General features: G+C 65.7%; 22 protein-coding genes. 6 read left to right on the top strand and 16 right to left on the bottom strand.

Going from position 1 to position 18510, the window contains the following annotated elements; genetic code table 11:
* The first annotated feature begins 34 nt into the window (after positions 1 to 34).
* The 4 genes from IEX41_RS06360 to IEX41_RS06345 are packed head-to-tail and all read left to right on the top strand — an operon-like array spanning position 35 to position 2960.
* On the top strand, positions 35 to 757 hold the full coding sequence (locus tag IEX41_RS06360) for a competence/damage-inducible protein A (protein WP_188789404.1): 723 nt from the start codon (positions 35 to 37) through the stop codon (positions 755 to 757).
* Positions 754 to 1488: a GNAT family N-acetyltransferase gene (locus tag IEX41_RS06355; protein WP_188789403.1), complete on the top strand. Its 735-nt coding sequence runs from the start codon at positions 754 to 756 to the stop codon at positions 1486 to 1488. The genes IEX41_RS06360 and IEX41_RS06355 overlap by 4 nt, the downstream gene beginning before the upstream one ends.
* Positions 1481 to 2050, top strand: a complete 570-nt coding sequence (locus IEX41_RS06350) for a peroxidase-related enzyme (RefSeq protein WP_188789402.1) — start codon at positions 1481 to 1483, stop codon at positions 2048 to 2050. The genes IEX41_RS06355 and IEX41_RS06350 overlap by 8 nt, the downstream gene beginning before the upstream one ends.
* Positions 2022 to 2960, top strand: coding sequence for an OmpA family protein (locus tag IEX41_RS06345; RefSeq protein WP_188789401.1), 939 nt, complete (start codon positions 2022 to 2024; stop codon positions 2958 to 2960). The genes IEX41_RS06350 and IEX41_RS06345 overlap by 29 nt, the downstream gene beginning before the upstream one ends.
* A gap of 3 nt (positions 2961 to 2963) precedes the next feature.
* Here the strand turns inward: IEX41_RS06345 and IEX41_RS06340 are convergent, their stop codons facing one another.
* The 9 genes from IEX41_RS06340 to msrB form a co-directional block, all read right to left on the bottom strand.
* A complete protein-coding gene (locus tag IEX41_RS06340) occupies positions 2964 to 3326 on the bottom strand; it encodes a YigZ family protein (protein WP_373285614.1) in 363 nt (120 codons plus the stop codon).
* Between the two features lie 159 nt (positions 3327 to 3485).
* On the bottom strand, positions 3486 to 4253 hold the full coding sequence (locus IEX41_RS06335; RefSeq protein WP_188789400.1) for an ion transporter: 768 nt from the start codon (positions 4251 to 4253) through the stop codon (positions 3486 to 3488).
* Positions 4254 to 4451: 198 nt separating this feature from the next.
* Positions 4452 to 5357: a LysR family transcriptional regulator gene (locus IEX41_RS06330; RefSeq protein ID WP_188789399.1), complete on the bottom strand. Its 906-nt coding sequence runs from the start codon at positions 5355 to 5357 to the stop codon at positions 4452 to 4454.
* Between the two features lie 209 nt (positions 5358 to 5566).
* Positions 5567 to 6127: a type 1 glutamine amidotransferase domain-containing protein gene (locus IEX41_RS06325; RefSeq protein WP_188789398.1), complete on the bottom strand. Its 561-nt coding sequence runs from the start codon at positions 6125 to 6127 to the stop codon at positions 5567 to 5569.
* Positions 6128 to 6226: 99 nt separating this feature from the next.
* A complete protein-coding gene (locus tag IEX41_RS06320) occupies positions 6227 to 8230 on the bottom strand; it encodes an NADPH-dependent 2,4-dienoyl-CoA reductase (protein ID WP_188789397.1) in 2004 nt (667 codons plus the stop codon).
* Between the two features lie 411 nt (positions 8231 to 8641).
* The gene (locus IEX41_RS06315) at positions 8642 to 9094 is read right to left on the bottom strand and encodes a GFA family protein (RefSeq protein WP_188789396.1); all 453 of its coding nucleotides are present in this window, start codon (positions 9092 to 9094) and stop codon (positions 8642 to 8644) included.
* Positions 9091 to 9690 (bottom strand): MliC family protein, encoded by a 600-nt coding sequence (locus IEX41_RS06310; RefSeq protein WP_188789395.1) that lies wholly within the window; start codon positions 9688 to 9690, stop codon positions 9091 to 9093. Before IEX41_RS06310 ends, IEX41_RS06315 begins: the two co-directional genes overlap by 4 nt.
* Before the next feature lie 152 nt (positions 9691 to 9842).
* Positions 9843 to 10352, bottom strand: coding sequence for a peptide-methionine (S)-S-oxide reductase MsrA (gene msrA, locus IEX41_RS06305; RefSeq protein ID WP_188789394.1), 510 nt, complete (start codon positions 10350 to 10352; stop codon positions 9843 to 9845).
* Positions 10349 to 10798: a peptide-methionine (R)-S-oxide reductase MsrB gene (gene msrB / locus IEX41_RS06300; protein ID WP_188789393.1), complete on the bottom strand. Its 450-nt coding sequence runs from the start codon at positions 10796 to 10798 to the stop codon at positions 10349 to 10351. Before msrB ends, msrA begins: the two co-directional genes overlap by 4 nt.
* Positions 10799 to 11080: 282 nt before the next feature.
* Between msrB and IEX41_RS06295 the strand changes: the two genes are divergently transcribed.
* Positions 11081 to 11554 (top strand): hypothetical protein, encoded by a 474-nt coding sequence (locus tag IEX41_RS06295; RefSeq protein ID WP_188789392.1) that lies wholly within the window; start codon positions 11081 to 11083, stop codon positions 11552 to 11554.
* Positions 11555 to 11822: 268 nt separating this feature from the next.
* Here the strand turns inward: IEX41_RS06295 and queG are convergent, their stop codons facing one another.
* The 4 genes from queG to IEX41_RS06275 all read right to left on the bottom strand — a co-directional run bounded on the left by queG (position 11823) and on the right by IEX41_RS06275 (position 14703).
* The gene (gene queG / locus IEX41_RS06290; RefSeq protein WP_188789391.1) at positions 11823 to 12863 is read right to left on the bottom strand and encodes a tRNA epoxyqueuosine(34) reductase QueG; all 1041 of its coding nucleotides are present in this window, start codon (positions 12861 to 12863) and stop codon (positions 11823 to 11825) included.
* Between the two features lie 102 nt (positions 12864 to 12965).
* Positions 12966 to 13631 carry an FtsZ-binding protein FzlA gene (fzlA, locus tag IEX41_RS06285; RefSeq protein WP_188789390.1) on the bottom strand — a complete coding sequence of 222 codons (666 nt, stop codon included), beginning with the start codon at positions 13629 to 13631 and terminating at the stop codon, positions 12966 to 12968.
* A gap of 108 nt (positions 13632 to 13739) precedes the next feature.
* Positions 13740 to 14390 carry a hypothetical protein gene (locus tag IEX41_RS06280; protein WP_188789694.1) on the bottom strand — a complete coding sequence of 217 codons (651 nt, stop codon included), beginning with the start codon at positions 14388 to 14390 and terminating at the stop codon, positions 13740 to 13742.
* 25 nt (positions 14391 to 14415) lie between these two features.
* Positions 14416 to 14703, bottom strand: coding sequence for a hypothetical protein (locus IEX41_RS06275; protein WP_188789389.1), 288 nt, complete (start codon positions 14701 to 14703; stop codon positions 14416 to 14418).
* Between the two features lie 192 nt (positions 14704 to 14895).
* Between IEX41_RS06275 and IEX41_RS06270 the strand changes: the two genes are divergently transcribed.
* A complete protein-coding gene (locus IEX41_RS06270; RefSeq protein WP_188789388.1) occupies positions 14896 to 15501 on the top strand; it encodes a hypothetical protein in 606 nt (201 codons plus the stop codon).
* A 171-nt stretch (positions 15502 to 15672) separates the two neighbouring features.
* Here IEX41_RS06270 and IEX41_RS06265 read toward each other — a convergent pair whose 3' ends face one another.
* From IEX41_RS06265 to puuE, 3 genes are read right to left on the bottom strand one after another with little or no spacing between them, the layout of a single operon-like run.
* Positions 15673 to 16158, bottom strand: coding sequence for an ureidoglycolate lyase (locus tag IEX41_RS06265; RefSeq protein WP_188789387.1), 486 nt, complete (start codon positions 16156 to 16158; stop codon positions 15673 to 15675).
* On the bottom strand, positions 16155 to 17000 hold the full coding sequence (locus IEX41_RS06260) for a bifunctional allantoicase/(S)-ureidoglycine aminohydrolase (protein WP_188789386.1): 846 nt from the start codon (positions 16998 to 17000) through the stop codon (positions 16155 to 16157). The genes IEX41_RS06265 and IEX41_RS06260 overlap by 4 nt, the downstream gene beginning before the upstream one ends.
* Positions 16997 to 18409: an allantoinase PuuE gene (gene puuE / locus IEX41_RS06255; RefSeq protein WP_188789385.1), complete on the bottom strand. Its 1413-nt coding sequence runs from the start codon at positions 18407 to 18409 to the stop codon at positions 16997 to 16999. Before puuE ends, IEX41_RS06260 begins: the two co-directional genes overlap by 4 nt.
* Positions 18410 to 18510: the final 101 nt, after the last annotated feature.

Below are 18510 nucleotides of genomic sequence, written 5' to 3'. Positions count from 1 at the left end.
TACCAAACCACAAGACGCGCCAAGGAGAGCTCTGATGCCGAACCCCACCGCCGCCATGATCGTCATCGGTGACGAGATCCTGTCGGGCCGCACCCGCGATTCCAACATGAATTATCTGGCACGGGAACTGACCAAGGCGGGGATCGACCTGCGCGAGGCGCGAATGGTCTCGGACGACCGCGAGGCCATCATCGCAGCAATCAAGGCCTTGAGCGATGAGGTGGATCACGTCTTCACTTCGGGGGGCATCGGGCCGACCCATGACGACATCACCGCCGACTGCGTGGCCGAGGCCTTCGGCGTCGGCATCGACGTGCGCGACGATGCCCGCGCGCTGCTGGCCGCCCACTACGAACGGCAGGGGTCTGAGTTCAACGAGGCCCGCCAGCGCATGGCCCGCATCCCCGACACCGCCACGCTGATAGACAACCCGGTGTCCATCGCGCCGGGCTTCAGGATCGGCAACGTGCATGTCATGGCCGGGGTGCCGAGCGTCTTCGAGGCGATGGTCACCTCGGTGCTGCCGACGCTGACGGGGGGCGCACCGCTGCTGTCGCAAACCCTGCGGATCGAGCGCGGCGAGGGCGAAATCGCAGGCCCCCTGCGCCAGCTTGCCGAGGCCTTCCCGGAGCTGTCCATAGGCTCTTACCCCTACCAGAAGAACGGCGTTTTCGGTGCCAACATCGTGATCCGCGGACAGGATGGTGTGCAGGTGGATGCCGCCATGAGCAGGCTGGCCGAGCTGTTCCCCGCATGAGGCCGGATCTTCCCGCGCTCTATGCCGCGGTCGACGGCACTTGGCCTGCTGCGCGCATCGTCGAGGCCGGACCTTGGCTGCTGCGCGAAGGCGGTGGCGGCGGCAAGCGCGTGTCCTGCGCCAGCGCCGCAGGGGCATGGACCGCCGACGACATCCCCGCCGCCGCCAAGGCGATGCAGCTGCTGGGACAGGATCCACTGTTCATGATCCGCGTGGGCGACGATGCGCTGGATGCTGCACTGCAGGACGAAGGGTTCGATGTCATCGACCCTGTGAACCTCTGGCTGATCCCCGTGGAACGGCTGACCGACCTCAAGATCCCCCGCCTGACCACCTTTGCCTGCTGGGAGCCGCTGGCCATCCTGCGAGAGATCTGGGCCGAGGCGGGCATTGGCGAGGCCCGCCTGCGGGTCATGGCCCGCACGACGGGGCCGCGCACCGCCATCATGGGGCGGCTGTCGGACAGGCCCGCCGGAGCTGGCTTCTGTGCTGTCTACAACGGCATCGCCATGGTCCACGCGCTCGAGATCCGGGCTGAGCATCGTGGTCAGGGCCTTGGCAAATGGATGATGCGCCACGCCGCCCAATGGGCCGAAGCCGAAGGCGCCGCGTGGATGGCGGTGCTGTGCCTGAAGGACAACGGGCCGGCCAACGGGCTATATGCTTCCCTCGGGTTCGAATGCGTGGGACAGTACCATTACCGCATCAGGCAAGGGAACAGAGATGACTGATACGCCCCCCACCGCGCTCGACCTGCCCATGGCAGACCCGCTTCCCGAACGCACGGCGAAGTATTTTGCCATCTGCGAGGACAAGTTGGGGATGGTGCCCAACGTGCTCAGGGCCCATGCCTTCGACACCAACAAGCTTGACGCCTTCACCGGCCTCTACAACGAGTTGATGCTGGCGGACTCCGGGGTGACCAAGCTCGAACGCGAAATGATCGCTGTCGTGGTGTCGTCGGTGAACAAGTGCTTCTACTGCCTCACCGCCCATGGCGCCGCCGTGCGCGAGCTTTCGGGCGATCCGGTGCTGGGCGAGATGCTGGTGATGAACTGGCGCGTGGCCGAGCTGCCCGGCAAACAGGTGGCGATGCTGACCTTCGCCGAAAAGGTCACCCGCGCCAGCGCCGAGATCACCGAACCCGATCGCGCCGCCCTACGCGAAGCGGGCTGGACCGACCGCGACATCTGGGACATCGCCAACGTGGCTGCGTTCTTCAACATGACCAACCGGGTGGCCTCGGCCACAGACATGCGCCCGAATGCAGAGTATCATTCGCAGCATCGTTGAGGCCGGTGCCCTGCTGCTGGCCCTTGCCGGGCCTGCGGTGGCGATGGACCTGTCGTTGCCCGGCGGGGCGCGGCTGATGCTCGAACGCACCACCGACGCCGGCAGCTACGCCGTGCCGACGGGCCCCTGGACAAGGGACGGCGGCGTGCCCGTCACCCGGGTCGAGGGCGTGGTGGCGCGCGAGGCATGGCGCATTGACGGCAGCGAACTGACGACGCTGCAGGCGCTGGCACCGCTGCGCGACCAACTGCAGGACGCGGGCTACGAGGTGGTCTTCGACTGTGCATCGGCGCGCTGCGGCGGCTTTGATTTCCGTTTCGGCACCGAGGTGCTGCCCGGACCGCAGATGTACGTGGACCTGACGTCGTTCCGCTTCCTGGCGGCGCGCGGCCCTGAAGGCGACTACCTTACCCTGCTGGTCAGCCGCTCGAACGCCGCCGTCCACATCCAGGTGATCCGCGCCGGCGAGGCCCTCACCGGTGAAGAGCCTCTGCGCATCGAGGACAGTGCCCCCGCCATCGAGTCGCCCCTTGGCGACGTGGCGGCGCAGCTCGAGAAGCTGGGCCACCTCGTTCTGCGGGACGTGGCATTCCAGAGCGGATCTTCGGCGCTTGCGGAGGGGGCTGTTGCCTCGCTCGATGCGCTGGCGGACTACCTCATGGCCGATGAAACGCGACGGGTGATGTTCGTGGGACATACGGATGCGGTCGGCTCGCTCGAGACGAACATTGCCCTGTCGCGGGACCGGGCCACCGCAGCCGTCGGCTACCTGCGGGACCTCGGGGTCGGCGCGGGCCAGGTGGACGCGCGGGGTGTGGGGTTCCTTGCGCCAGTGGCGTCGAACCTGACGGAGACGGGCCGCGAAGAGAACCGCCGCGTCGAGGTGGTGCTGCTGCCGCCCCCGGGCTGAGGCCTAGCGATCCAGATCCTCGAGGTAGATGCGCACCGCCTCCTGAACGTGGCGAAAACGGTCACCGCCAAGGTGTTTGCCGCCATACCAGCGGGTGACGACGACGAGATGGTCGGTGAGCCCTTCGCGTTCGAGCATCCGCAGGATCACCATGCCCGCGCCGCTTTCGCCATCGTCGTTCTTAATCGGCGTGCCATCCGAGCCGAGAAGCCCCCAGGTATTGTGGGTGGCCTTGGCGAACTTCTTCTTGCGGCACAGTTCCTTGATGAGCGCCTTCGCCTCGTCCTCAGAGGCGCAGGGGGCGCCCGAGACGGCGTATTTCGAGCCACGGTCGCTGATGATGCTGTCGATGATGCGCAGGGTCATGGGCAAGGGTCTAGCCTGCGCCTTGCGCGGTCACAAGCGGTGCGCCGCGTGGCCAGTGCCGGACGCCTCCGGCGGGCGTACTTGGAAAGAAAAGAAGGGGCGGGCCGCGCCCCTGTCTCAACGTGTTGCCTGTCTGCCGAACCAGCGACTTTCGAAGGGTCAGGAGCGGTTTTCGAGCTGTTTCTCGATGGCGCGCAGGCGGTTCAGCACCTCGTCCCGGTAGGTGTCGGTGGCGGCGTTCGATTCCTCGGCATGGGCGTCCTGCATGGAGTTCACGATGAGACCGACCACGAGGTTCACCACCGCGAAGGTGGTGATGAGGATGAAGGGCACGAAGAAGATCCATGCCTCGGAGTGGACCTCCATCACCGGCCGGACGATGCCCATGGACCACGATTCCAGCGTCATGATCTGGAACAGCGAGTAGAGCGACGCCCCGAGCGTACCGAACCATTCGGGGAAGGTGGCGGCGAAGAGCTTGGTCGCGATCACCGCCGCGATGTAGAAGATCACCCCCATCAGCAAGAACACCGAAGCCATGCCCGGCAGCGCCGAGACGAACCCCTCGACCACACGGCGCAAGGTAGGCGCGACCGAGATCACCCGCAGCAGCCTCAGGATTCGCAGGGCCCGCAGCACCGACAGCGCGCCGGTGGCGGGGACAAGGGCGATGCCCACCACGAGGAAGTCGAAGATGTTCCACGCGTCACGAAAGAAGCGCAGGCCGCGGGCATATAGTTTCACCAACAGCTCGGCCACGAAGATCGCAAGGCAGGCGGTGTCCAGCGCGGTGATCAGCCCGCCGGCACGGGCCATCACCGGCTTCGAGGTCTCGAGCCCCAGAATCACGGCATTGAACAGGATCACCCCCATGATCGTGTAGCGCGTCGCGGGGCGGTCGAGGAACTGGCCAATGGTCTGGCGCATGGGTCTGGGATCTCCGGCTTGGACTTCAGGCATCTGGGGTCGATGGGTGCGATATTCCAGAGCGCTTTCCAAGCGGTAACCCCTCGTCAAAAAAAAGAAGCGCTCCGGGATCTTGTCCGGAGCGCAGGGGGCCTCGTGCCTGAACGAGACATGGGGAATGGGTGTTGCGGAATGAGACAGGCGGCCAGGGAAAGGCGTTCACCAGCCTTGCGGGCCGCGCTCCGCAAAGGAATGGACAAGGAAGTCGATGAAGGCGCGCACCTTGGGCTGGGTGAAGCGGCCCGGCGGGTAGACTGCGTAGATGCCTTGGGTCTCAACCGGCAGGTCGGGGATCGCATCCTCGACGAGACCCTGTTTCATGGCATCGGCATAAAGGTAGGACGGCAGGTAGGCGATGCCGAGACCCGCGATGCAGGCGTTGAGCAGCGATTGCCCGTCGTTCACGGACAGCCAGCCGGCGGTGCGGATCTGGCGTTTCTCGCCAGACGGCGCAGTGACCTTCCACACATTGCCCGACGATTGGTTCGAGTAATGCAACAGCTTGTGTTCGTTGAGATCGTCGATGCGCGCAGGCCGGCCGTATTTCTCGAAATAGGCGGGCGAGGCGATCATCCGTTTGGTGGTGTCAGTCAGCTTGCGGGCGCGCAGGGTGCTGTCCTCAAGCTCGCCGATGCGCACGGCCATGTCGAAGCCTTCCGAGATGAGCTCAACGTAGCGGTTGTTGAGCACCATGTTCACGGTGATGTCCGGGAATTCGGCAAGGAAGTCGCCCAGGACCGGCGACAGGTGGTTTACCCCGAAGTCGGTGGCCACCGAGATCCGCAGCAGCCCGGAGGGCGCAGACTGCATGGAAGTGACCAGTGCGTCCGCTTCGCCCGCGTCATTCAGCACCCGGCGCGCGCGGTCGTAATAGGCAAGGCCGATTTCCGTGGGCGACACGCGGCGGGTGGTCCGGTTCAGCAGGCGGGCACCGAGGCGGGCCTCAAGCGACGACACGTGCTTGGAGACGGCGGACTTCGAAATGCCCATTTTCTTCGCCGCATCCGTGAACCCACCTTGGTCCACAACGGTAGCGAAGGCCTCCATTTCGGTCAAACGATCCATACTCGCATCCTCGTCCAGTCACTTCGTCGAGGAAAACGTATCGTTCCCGAATGGGGCGCAACTTGGACAGGGGCGAGACAATACCGGGAAATCAAGTGGCACTGTCTGTGACGGCGAAACCTGCCGCCGGACATGACAGTGCCGCACCGGGGACGGTGCGGCACTGTGCGATACGCACAAATACAGGCTTATCGTAAGAGATGCTCAGCTCAGGCGGCCTTTTGGTTGTGGCGGCCTTCTTCGACCTCCTCGACGATTTTGGCCACAAAGGCCTTCAGATCGTCCGGGGTCCGGCTGGTGATGATCGCGCTGTCGCAAGCCACCGGCTCGTCCACCACGCGGCCACCTGCGTTGGCAAGGTCGGTGCGGATCGACGTGTAGCCGGTCACTTCGCGACCCGTAACGATCCCCGCTTCGATCAGCACCCAAGGACCGTGGCAGATTGCCGCGATGGCTTTGCCTTCCTTAGCGAACGCCTTGGTGAGCGCGATGACCTCGGGCTTGGTGCGCAGGATGTCGGGGTTGATCTGGCCGCCGGGGATGACCAGTGCGTCATATTGCGTCGGGTCTGCGTCGGCGATCTTCAGATCCGCCTCGGCGTCGCGGCCCCAATCGGTGCCTTCCCAACCCTTGATGGCCTTGCCATCGAGCGTGGCCACGTGGACTTTAGCGCCCTTGGCGCGCAGCTCGTCGCGGGGGAATTCGAGTTCGGATTGTTCAAAGCCGTCGGTGGCGATGATGAGGATCTTCGAGTTGGAAATATTGGGCATTGTGTAGCTCCTTTCCGTTTCCATTTGATGCTACAACGCCCTCCCCCCGGTGGGACGTTCCATGATCGTGGAAAACGGACATTCACAGCGCCGTGAGGCTTAAAGCCGGGCTGCCAGCCGCACCCCCTGGTCGATGGCCCGCTTTGCATCAAGCTCGGCGGCGACGTCGGCGCCGCCGATGACATGGACTTCGCCCGGCAGAGCGGCAAGGTCGCGCAGGCTGTCCTGTCCGGCGCAAAGCACGATGGTGTCGCAGGGGATCACCTCGGAGGTCTCGCCCCGGGTGATATGCAGGCCGGCGTCGTCGATACGGTCGTAAGTGACGCCCGAGAGCATCTTCACCCCCTTCATCTGAAGTCCCGCGCGGTGGATCCAGCCGGTGGTCTTGCCCAGCCGCTTGCCGGGTTTCTCGGCCTTGCGCTGCAGCAGGGTCACCTTGCGGAGCGGCGGTGCAGGCTGCGGGCCATCAGGGGCAAGGCCCGAGCGTGCATCCGACGGGTCAGCGACGCCCCATTCGCGCAGCCAGTCCGGCAGGTCGAGCGTGGGACTGTCATCGGTGACCAGGAACTCCGATACGTCGAAGCCGATGCCCCCGGCGCCGATCACGGCCACGGTCCGGCCAACCGTCGCCCCGCCGCGCAACACGTCCACGTAGGAGACCACCGAGGGGTGATCCTGCCCGGCGATCTGAGGGTCGCGCGGCAGCACACCGGTGGCGACCACCACTGCATCAAAGCCTCTCAGCATGGCGGCATCGGCGCGGGTGCTCAGGCGTTGCTCCACCCCGGTGTCCTCCAGCATTGCAGCGAACCAATCCACGAGGCCGTCAAATTCCTCCTTGCCGGGCACCTTGCGCGCCATGTTGAGCTGGCCGCCGATCTCGGGGGCCTGCTCGAACAGGGTCACTGAATGGCCACGCTGCGCGGCGGTGATGGCAGTGGAGAGCCCTGCCGGCCCGGCACCGACCACTGCGATGCGGCGTGGCTGGTCGGCGGGGGCGATGGTCAGCTCGGTCTCGTGCCCAGCCACGGGGTTCACGAGGCAGGACGACACCTTGCCCGCGAAAGTGTGGTCCAGGCAGGCTTGGTTGCAGGCGATGCAGGGCGCGATGAGATCGGCACGCCCATCCCTTGCCTTCGCCACGAAGTCGGGGTCGGCAAGGAAAGGCCGCGCGAGGCTCACCATGTCGGCGGCGCCACCTGCGAGCAGGTCTTCGGCCACCTGCGGCGTGTTGATGCGGTTCGAGGTGATGACCGGGACGCCCACCTTGCCCATGAGCTTGCGCGTCACCCACGCCCAGCCCGCGCGAGGCACGGAGGTGGCGATGGTCGGCACCCGCGCCTCGTGCCAGCCGATGCCGGTGTTGAGGATGCTCGCGCCCGCGCCTTCAATGGCATGGGCCAACTGCACCACCTCGTCAAATGTCGATCCGCCCGGCACAAGATCCAGCAGCGAGAGGCGGAAGATGACGATAAAATCATGCCCCACCGCCTGTCGCACCCGGCGCATGACCTCGACCGGAAAGCGCATGCGGTTCTCGTAGGATCCGCCCCAGTCGTCCTCACGCCGGTTGGTGCGGGCAGCAAGGAACTGGTTGAGCAGGTAACCTTCGGAGCCCATGACCTCGACCCCGTCATAGCCCGCCTCACGGGCGCGGGCGGCGGCGGTGGCCATGTCGGCGATCTGCTTTTCGATACCCGCCTCGTCCAGCGCCTTGGGCGGGAAGGGCGAAATGGGCGATTTCAGCGCCGAGGGGGCGACGCAATCGGGTCCGTAGGCATAGCGCCCCGCGTGCAGGATCTGCATGGCGATGCGGCCCCCTGCCCCGTGCACCGCATCGGTCACCCGGCGGTGATTGGCGATGTCCTGCGCCTCGAACAGCCCCGCTGCGCCGGGAAATACCCCGCCTTCGGCATTGGGCGCCATGCCTCCGGTCACGATCAGGCCAGCACCGCCCTTCGCCCGCGCCTCGTAGAAGGCAGCGACGCGTCCCCAGTCGCCCCGTTCCTCGAGGTTGGTGTGCATGGACCCCATGAGCACACGGTTGGGCAGCGTGACATGGCCCAGATCGAGCGGTGTGAACAGATGCGGGTAGCTGGTCATTGGCGTCCTCCTAGGGCCGGCAGACTGCCGCAGAGGGGCCGGGCTGTCCTCGGGAACGTGACGTCAAAGCAGCGGCGCCCCGGCGTCATGCAAGCGGCCAAGTGTCATGCGAGCGGCCTTGCACCCCCGATCGCTGCCCCACAGGCTTGGGCGACCATGAGCGCAACAGTGACGTGACCCAGCCCTTGCAGGACTTCACCAGCCTCCGCGTCCGGACAAGCCGCCTCCGCGTCCCATGAACGGGTTGGTCAGGTTGGACGGTCCAAGCAGTCCCGCCGGCGGGCCGGGCATGTCGGGTTGTGGCGCAAGGCGCGCATGATCAGGCGGGCCTTCCCGGACGCTGCCCCCAAAACCCTCATGAAAGGGCGGGCCAGTCACAGGTCGGCTGTGAGCCGCTCCACAGGCGGCGCTTCAGGTCTGCCGGTCGCGGTAGGCCTCCATGAGCGAGCCGAAGTCCTCGGGTTCAGGGAAGCGGTCGAAACGGTGCGCTGCCGGCGTGTTGGCCCAAGGGAGCTTTTCCTCGCACATGGTCTCGATGAAAGGCATTGCCCAGTCCGGCGCGTCGAACAGTGTCGGCCGGACGTTTACCAGACCGTCCATGCCGGTGATGCGGGTAAACAGCCAGCCATGGCAGACCGAGCAGCACATGTGGGTGCAGGGTTCTTCCCCGGCACCGCCGCGCACCGGGGCGACGCCCGACACCTCGAGCCCTTCCGCAGGCAGCATCATCGACAGGGAAAAGGCGCTGGCGCTCATCTTGCGGCAGCCGGTGCAATGGCAGGCGGCGGTCATCACGGGCAGAGCGGTCACAGTCAATGTCACCGCGCCGCAGCGGCACCGGCCGGTGGCGGGAAGCTGGGTCATCCGGTTTCGTCCATGACGCAGCCCACGCCGATCTCGCCCGAGGGAGCAAAGCTTGCCTCGTCACCCTTGGTCCAGAAATTCGCCGTCTCGCCCAGCCAGTCGCCCCTGTAGTGGACGCCGGAGGCCGCCGGCACCTGCGGCATGGTGATCACCCGCTCGCCCCAGTGAAGCACCGCCATCGGGTCATTGGTGTTGATGAAAACCGCCGAAATGGCACCTTCGACACCGTCACAGACATAGGCAAATGGCCCTGTGCTGGCGCCCTCATCGGCGCGGGCATCGGAATAGCCCTGCCGCAGATCGAAGATCCTCATGCCGTATTCAGCGGCAACACAGGATTCGAGACCGTCACCGTCTTTCCAGCACTCGTCGCGGCCCTTGATCCAGCCGCGCTGCATGGCCTTCAGCTCCGACAGCCGCTCCGGCGTCATGTTCGGCCCATTGGCGGCAGCGCTATAGAGCCGCGCCAGCTCGAGGTCCATGGAGGCAAGCGCATCGGAGGCGCAGACTGCCTCTTCGGCAGAGCCGCCCGCCTTGCTGCAATCGAAAGACGGCTCCAGCGCCACCGCAGCACCTGCGCCAAGCACCGGGGCCATGAGAGCAGTGAGACTAAAAGCACGTCGGGCAGAGCGCCCCCAAGAGCTTCGGGCAACAGGCCCACGAGCGCGTAGTGCACCGGCTACGTTGGCTGATTGGCCCGCAGGCGCGCTCACATCCCGCGCGGCAGGCCCGCTGGCGCGCACGGCGGTCATTCGGCCGCGTCGCGCTTGGGCAGCACCCAGCCGGGGCGCGGATAATGGCAGGTGTAGCCGTTGGGGTAGCGCTCGAGGTAATCCTGATGCTCGGGCTCGGCTTCCCAGAAATCGCCCACGGGCTCCACCTCGGTCACGACCTTGCCGGGCCAGAGGCCGCTGGCGTCCACGTCGGCGATGGTGTCCAGCGCCACCTGCTTTTGCGCATCATCGGTATAGTAGATGGCCGAGCGGTAGCTCATACCCACGTCATTGCCCTGGCGGTTCAGCGTGGTGGGATCGTGGATCTGGAAGAACACCTCAAGGATGCGTCGGTAGCTGATCCGCTCGGGGTCGAACAGGATCTCGATGCCCTCGGCGTGGGTGCCGTGGTTGCGATAGGTCGCGTTCGGCACATCGCCCCCGGTATAGCCGACGCGGGTGTCAGAAACGCCGGGCAGCTTGCGGATGAGATCCTCCATCCCCCAGAAACAGCCCCCGGCCAGTACGGCGCGTTCGGTACTCATGCCACGTCCTCCACTTGGTTCAGATACTGGCCGTAACCTTCGGCCTCCATGTCATCGCGGTGCACGAAGCGCAGCGAGGCCGAGTTGATGCAGTAGCGCAGCCCGCCCCGGTCCGTCGGCCCATCCGGGAACACGTGGCCAAGGTGGCTGTCGCCATGAGTCGAGCGGACCTCGGTGCGGACCATGCCGTGGGTCGTGTCACGCAGCTCGGACACATGCGAGGGCTCCAGCGGCTTGACGAAGCTGGGCCAGCCGCAGCCGCTCTCGTACTTGTCAGCCGACGCGAACAGCGGTTCGCCCGAGACCACGTCAACGTAGATGCCCGGCTCCTTGTTCGACAGGTAGGCACCGGTGCCGGGACGCTCGGTCCCGTTCTCCTGCGTGACGCGGTACTGCTCGGGATCGAGCGCCGCGATCACGTCGGGGTTTCGGTCATAGGTGGCCATGGGGATCCTCCTTGATGTCGTCTTGCACTGAAGATGGGGGCATGGGGCGATTTTTCAAAGCCTCTATCGCATTCCCGTGTCGTCACCGCCACCGGTACAGGGATCCTTGCGTGCCGAGGGAACCGGCGATTCCCCGCCTTGCCACGCGCGGCATTCGGCAACGGCCCGCCGCCGCCGGACCAATCGCCGCAACGAAGGGATCCCTATCGCCACCCGCCGACTTATCTAAGCGAAAAGCGCGGTCCCAGCGCAGAAACCCAATGGATCACAGGAGGCTCCAAGATGACCATCCAATCCAACCGCCCGACCCGCCTAATCCTCGCCGCCCTCCTGGGCGCCAGCCTAGGCGGCACCGCGGCCGTCGCACAGGAGGCCAGCGACACCGATCTCACCGCCCAGGTGCAGGAAATGCAGCCTGAGATCGACCCTGCGCCCGAGAACATCTCGGACCTCGTTTCCGACCTGTCTGGCCCCGGCGTTGCGATCCCCATCGAAGGCCTGCCAGAGGATGCCAGCTTCGAGACCCGAACCGTGAGCGAGCTCGCCGAATCCGGAGACGGCTCGGACAATACGCTCGCGCTCGACAGCGCACTGGCGCGGTCTCAAACGCGGCTCGACATGCTGCAGACACAGATCAGCGGCGTGGATGCGATCAACAAGGTACTTTCGGACGCAGGCTACAGCGCCGACGAGGTGATCGGCGTCTACCAGACCGACAAAGGCAGCTTCACCGTACTGATCGACGATCGGGTTTGAGGCGGCCGAATCCCGGAAGTCCGCGGCTTGAACGTCAGAGCTTGGCGACAAGCCGCATCTACTGAAAGGAACAGGCGCACCACGGTTGCCCCAAGGGGCGCTCCTCACGATAACCGGTGCGTCTTGGCCCGGCCCTGCGGCGGGGTCGGGCCATTTTACACAGTATGCTGCGGCCGCCCCGGCTCTCTGCCCTGACTGCACCGGCACCACCGTTGTCGATGAAAGAGCAGGCAGCAGTGTGGCCAAGACCCTGCTTCGGCGCGGGCGATCAGGACAACCGCGCCACTGCCCAGCGCGCCGCGTCCGCCAGCGCCTCGTCCGGCTCGTCTAGCAGCGCCGCCGCCGACGCCTTCAGCGCGGCGTCCCCGGAATTCCCAATGGCATAGCAGACGTTGCGCAGGAACCGGTTCCGCCCGATGCGCTTGATCGGCGAACCCGAGAACCTCTTTCGGAAGGCCGCATCGTCCAGCATTGCAAGCTCCGAGAGCGGCGGAGCCACCAGCCCGTCCCGAGCGTGGTATTTTACCTCCGACGCCTCGCGGGCGAACTTGTTCCACGGACACACCGCCAGGCAATCGTCGCAGCCGTAGATCCGGTTGCCAAGCAGTGGCCGCAGATCTTCGTCCACCGGACCGTGATGCTCGATGGTCAAATAGGAAATACAGCGCCGCGCATCGAGCTTGTAGGGTTCGGGAAACGCCGAGGTCGGGCAGACATCAAGGCACGCGCGGCACGATCCGCAATGATCCACCTCCGGACCGTCGGGCTCCAGCTCGGCGGTGGTGAAGATCGCCCCGAGAAAGAACCACGAGCCCAGCTGCCGGCTCACGAGGTTGGTGTGCTTGCCCTGCCAGCCCAGCCCCGCCGCCTGCCCCAATGGTTTTTCCATCACCGGAGCAGTGTCCACGAAGACCTTGATCTGCGGCGCCTCGCCCTCGCGCCCAGCAGCGTCGATCAGCCATCGGCCCAGCCGCTTCAGCCGCTTCTTGACCACGTCGTGGTAATCGCGCCCCTGCGCGTAGACGGAAATCGCGGCCCGGTCCCGCCGTTCGAGAACCTCAAGCGGATCATGGGCCGGCCCGTAGTTGTCGGCCAGCATGATGACCGACCGCGCCTCGGGCCAGAGCGCCTGCGGATCGCCCCGCCAGCCAGTGCGCTCGGCCATCCAGCCCATCTGGCCATAGTACCCTGCGTCAAGGAACGCCGCCAGCCGCTCGGCGGCCAGAGGAATGTCCCCCGGACGGCACACCCGCACGCCCGAAAAGCCGACCTCCGCAGCCTCTTCCAGAACCCGCGCCTTCAGGTCCATGGCATGGGCGGGGCGCCCGCCCCTTCTTCTCTTGGGACGATACGCCGGGGGGGAATTTGCGTCCCGCGCAAAGGGGAGGCAGCTCCCCCCGCCACGGCCGGCTCAGAAATCGAGATCGGCATAATGCGGCGGCGGCGGGAATCCCGGCACCTGGTCGGCAAGGATCGACCGGAAAGCCGGGCGCGACTTGATCTTGGCATACCAGTCCTTGACCGATGCGCTGCGGTTCCAGTCCACATCCGAGATGTAATCCAGCGCCGAGAGGTGCGCCGCGGCGGCGAAATCCGCCAGCGTCATCACATCACCGGCCAGCCAGCGGCGGTGGTCCAGCAGCCAGCTCATGTACTCAAGATGGTACTTGATCGCCTTGGCCCCGGATTTCACATTGGAGCTGTCGGGGAAACCGGCCTTCATGATCTTCTTGTTGACCCGCTCGTAGAGCAGCTTCGACGTCACCTCGTGGTGAAACTTGTCGTCGAACCACGACACCAGCCGCCGCACCTCGAACCGGGCATCGGCAGAGCGGGGCATCAGCGCGGGCTCGGGGTACTTTTCTTCGATCCACTCGCAGATGGCAGCGCTTTCGGCCATGGTCTTGCCGTCGATCCTCAGCACCGGAACCTTGCCCGCCGGATTGCGGCGCATGAAATCCGCATCCTTTTCCCAGTATCGCTCTTCGATCAGCTCGCATTCGATCTTCTTCTCGGCAAGGCTGAGACGAACCTTGCGGCTGAACGGGGAGAGCGGCACGTGGTAGAGCTTGGCCATGGAGGTGATACGGTTCCAATGTGCGTGAGACGTTGCAAGGGCCTGTTTGCCCCCAATCCTTGAGGGATACAATGGTCCGCAATGCCGCGCTGGCAAGGGGCCGCGCGTTCAGACCACCTCGATTACGGTCTTGTCGATGGCCAGCACATAGCCCTTGCGGGCGATGGTCTTGACCAGAAGCTCGCTCACCAGCTGGTTGCCAAGGCCGTCGCGCAGCCGCTTGATCCGGGTCGCGCCGGCGGCTTCCTCGCAATCGGAGGCATCGCGCCCCGAGATCATCGCCTCGATCTGGGCACCGGACAGCAGCTCGTCATCCATGCGCGCCTCGGCCAGAACCGCCAGCGTCTCGATCATCGCCTCGGTCAGCTTGAAGCCCATGGTGTTGAGATAGACGGTGTTCTCCTCGCGCGACACGACAAGCGAGCTTACCTGGATCCCCGATCGCTCGATCTGCGCCATGCGCCGGTTGAGCACCACCAGCATGACAAGGAAAACCAGCGCCGCCAGCAGAAGAGCGGTGGCAAAGACGAGCAGCACGAAGATCACCATACGGTAGCTGGCAAGCGTGTCGGAAAAGGCGGTGCCCGACTGGGCGAGGATCTCGAGCAGCCGGATCTCGGCCTGCCCCGCAAGGTTGTCGTTCTCGACAAAGATCCGCTCCACCTGCGCGTTGAAGGCGTTGGCGTCGGGCAGGGTCCACATCAGCAGAACACCGGCGCCGGCCAGCAGCACGACGATGGCGGCGATTCCCACACCCACGAGCCGGACCCCGGCCCGGCGCGCGTCAGTAGCGGAGGTAATAGGCACCTGCGTCAGCCCTCTTCTTCTGCCCCGGTTCCTCGGTGGAGGTAGCAACCACGCCGAGCAGCGTCCAGCCGTCCTGCGCAAGGCTCCCACTCAGGGCCTCGGCGGCCTCGCCGCGCGGCGGGCAGGTCACCCCCGGCAGGCGCGAGATGCCGTAGTGCAGCCGCAGGGGATCGTCCTGCTTGGCCTTGTATTCGACATAGCAGTCGGCCCGGGCAAGGCCGGGAACGGCAAGCGCGACGCAAAGCGTGAAAAAAAGCTGTTTCATCCGGCAAAGACTGCGCAAACCCCTGCTGCAATTCAATAGCAGACCAGCGATGCCCTGCCTGTTATGCGATGACAAACGACCGATATTGCCTGAACCCGGCCGCTGGAGGAGTATATCTGCAACACGTCCGTCGCTGCCGCCACCCGCTGCACAATGCCGGACCCGACCGCCAGTCCACGAAGGAGACCGCCCATGTCCGCCAGGTTCATCGCCATCGTTCTTGCCGTATCCGTCACCATCACCGGCTTTGCCGCCGCCCCGGCAAAGGCCGATGACACTGATATTGCCCACGCGCTCGGCACCAGCGTCGCCGCCGCCATCATCGGCCAGAAGCTCCGGGATCACGACGGCGGGCTGGCTGGCGTACGGCGGGTGGACAGCGTGCCCCGTGTCGTCGATCCGCGCCGGGATTACGACAAGCGCCGGGAACTGAGCCTTGTGCTGCCCCGTCACTGCGTGGTCGAGCTGCGCGGCGGACGAGAACGCTTCGCGGTATCGAACCGGTGCCTCAAGCAGGTCAACTGGCGCGGTGCGCGGCTTCCCGACCGCTGCGAATTCAAGATCCGCAACGGCAAATATGAGGAGAAGGCTCTCAGCCTGCGCTGCCTGCAAAGCGAGGGGTTCCGGATCGGCAACCGCCGCCACCCGGGCTGGGGCCGCAATTTTGACCCGCGCTGGCAGGATGGCCGTGGGAATTTTGGTCAGGGGAACTTTGGCCGGGGCAACCGCGGGGACGGCACCTTCGGTCAGGGCTGGGGCCATCGCGGCAACGGCGGAACCTTCTGGCGCCGCGACTGAGACATACCGAGGTCCGACAGGGACCGGGAGGCGGCGGCTCTGACCCGTCGTCCGTCTTCCGAAGGCACGCGTTGGGACCTGAGCGCCCGGCGCGTGCCGCATTTTTGCAAGACCAGCCTTCAGGTCGTGGTTGCAAAATCCGCGCTCGGGCGGCGGATGCACTGTCTTCCTTCAGGCGGTGACGGTCACCGGCTCGGGCAGCCAGTATTCCTCCAAGTTCGGCGTGTCGCCGATACGGTCCACCACCGCGAACATCCCCGGCGCATGCAGGGGCGTCAGCACCCCATGCCACGTGCCGCGATGGAAGTTGATCCCCTGCCCCGGCCCGGCAAGGAAGGCGCGGATCTCGCCTGGCACGTCACCAGCGCCCGCGACGATCACCAGCCACGGGTTCCGGTGCATGGGTATGAAGGCCTGGCTCCCCTCGGGGTGGCGTTCGACCAGTTCAAGCCGGTAGGGCAGCGCCCTCGGCTCTGCATCGAACAGGCTGATGCCCGCCCGCCCCTCGGGGCCGAAATCCAGCGCCGCACGGTCGTGGAACCGCCCGCAAAGGCCCTGATTGATGATCTTGTCCGCCTCCCCGGCCAGCTCGAGCACGTTGCCATAGGGCGCGAAGCCTGCGGCGGTCAGAGGGGCGGCATGGACGGCAGCGCTCATGCGCCGCCGCCGAGGGTCAGGAGCGGATGGCGGTTCACGTCCTTGTAAAGCAGGTAGCGGAAGGTTTCGTCCCCCGTGGCGATGCAGGCCTGCGGGCAGAAGGCGCGCAGCCACATGAAATCGCCGGGGCCAACGTTGACCCAGTCCTTGTTGAGCAGATAGCGCGCAGAGCCCGACAGCACGTAAAGGCCGTGTTCCATCACGTGGGTTTCCGCGAAGGGAATGCGCCCGGCGCTTTCGATGTTCACGATGTTCACGTGCATGTCGTGCCGGATGTCGAGCGGGTCGGCAAAGCGCTGCGTGGCCCAGACACCGTCGCAATCGGGCATGGCAACACGGGTCACGTCGGTTTCGTGGGTGACGATGGCCTCTGGCGGCTTGATGCCCGGCGCCGGTGTCCAGCGCTTGCGCACCCAATGGAAGCCGCAGGGCACGTCACCGTGGTTCCACAGCGTCCAGACCGAGCTTGCCGGAAGATAGGCATAGCTGCCCGCCCGCAGATCATAGGTGTCGCGCCCGAGTGTCAGCTTCGCCTCGCCATGGGCGACGAAGATCACCGCCTGCGCATCATGGTCCGGTTCGGGTTCGTTGCTGCCGCCGCCGGGCGCCAGTTCCACCGCGTATTGCGCGAAGGTTTCGGCAAAGCCCGACAGGGGCCGCGCGAGAATCCAGGCCCGCGTTCCCACCCAGCCGGGCAGGAACGAGGTGACGATGTCGCGCATCACGTTGGACGGGATCACCGCGTAGGCATCGCTGAAAATCGCAGAGCCTTCGGGGTTGCCGGACTGGCCGGGCAGGCCGCCGGGAGGGAAGGCATAGGTGACGATTGGGTCGTGTTTCAAAGCATGGTCTCCAGCCGCAGACGTGCGATCCGTTCGACCTGACGACAGGCTTCGAGAAACTCGGTTTCGGTGTCGTTCTCGATCCGGCGTTCGAACGCCGCGAGGATTCCGGCCTTGTCGTGATCGCGCACGGCAATGATGAAGGGGAATTCGTGCTTGTCCATATAGGCAGTGTTGAGCTGCGTAAAGCGGTCTCTCTCCTCATCGGTAAGCGCGTCGAGCCCCGCACTCGCCTGTTCGTCGCTGCTGCCCGGGGTCAGCTGCTTCGCCGCCGCAAGTTTTCCCGCGAGGTCCGGGTGGGCGCGCAGCACGGCCATCCGCTCCTCGCGCGAGGCGCGGCGCAGGATGCGGGCAAAGGCGTTGGCCAGCCCCGCGGGGGTGTCGTGGGCCGCCCCTAGCTCCAGCGCCCAAGCGCGTTCGGGCACCCACGGGGAATGCTCCACCACGTCCCTGAACCGATCTATGAAGGCGTCCTTGTCCATCAGGCTCGGGCGGTCCTTGCGGACCGGGGGATGGGCGGCGGCCCAGTGCTGCGCGATCTCGATGCGGCGGGGGCACCACACGCCGTCAAACCCTGCGATATAATCGAGGAACCGCATCAGCCCGGCAATCTTACCCGGCCGCCCAATCAGGCGGTTGTGCAGACCGATCGACATCATTGCCGCCTTCCCCTGCTGCCCTTCGGCATAGAGGATATCGAACGTGTCTTTCAGGTAGGTGAAGAACTGCTCGCCCTCGATCCAGCCGGGGCTGACCGAGAAGCGCATGTCGTTGGCCTCGAGCGTGTAGGGGATGATGAGGTGATCCTTGCCCCCGTGCTCGAGCCAGTAGGGCAGATCGTCGTCATAGGTGTCCGAGATGTAGTCGAACTGGCCGGTCTCCGCGACCAGCCGCACGGTGTTCTCGGAACAGCGCCCGGTGTACCAGCCGCGAGGGGCCTGGCCCACGACCTCGGTGTGCAGGGCGATGGCGTCAGCGATGGCCTGCCGTTCGTCCGCCTCGGGCATGTCCTTGTGTTCGACCCACTTGTAACCGTGGCTGGCGATCTCCCAGCCGGCTTCCTTCATCGCCTCCACCTGCTCGGGGTTGCGGGCCAGCGCGGTGGCGACGCCGTAGATGGTCAGAGGAATGCCGCGCCCGGTGAACAGGCGATGCAGCCGCCAGAACCCGGCCCGCGCGCCGTATTCATAGATCGATTCCATGTTCCAGTGGCGCTGACCGGGCCATTGCGCCGCGCCGGGAATGTCCGACAGGAACGCCTCGGAGGCGGCATCCCCGTGCAGGACGTTGTTCTCGCCGCCCTCTTCGTAGTTCAGCACGAACTGCACCGCGATCTTCGCGCCGCCCGGCCAGCCTGCGTCCGGACGGTTCGGGCCGTGGCCGATCATGTTGCGGGGATAACGATGCATTGTCCGCTCCTGCCTCTTGGGGTCGTTGTCTTATTCGGATAATCGCGCTCTAGTCGGGGTGGAACCGCAAAGCACTTCAAGATCGGCGCTTTTATCAGCAC

The sequence above is a fragment of the Salipiger pallidus genome (assembly GCF_014643635.1).
GTDB classification, from domain to species: Bacteria; Pseudomonadota; Alphaproteobacteria; order Rhodobacterales; family Rhodobacteraceae; genus Salipiger; species Salipiger pallidus.
This window is presented reverse-complemented; position numbering and strand designations above follow the sequence as displayed.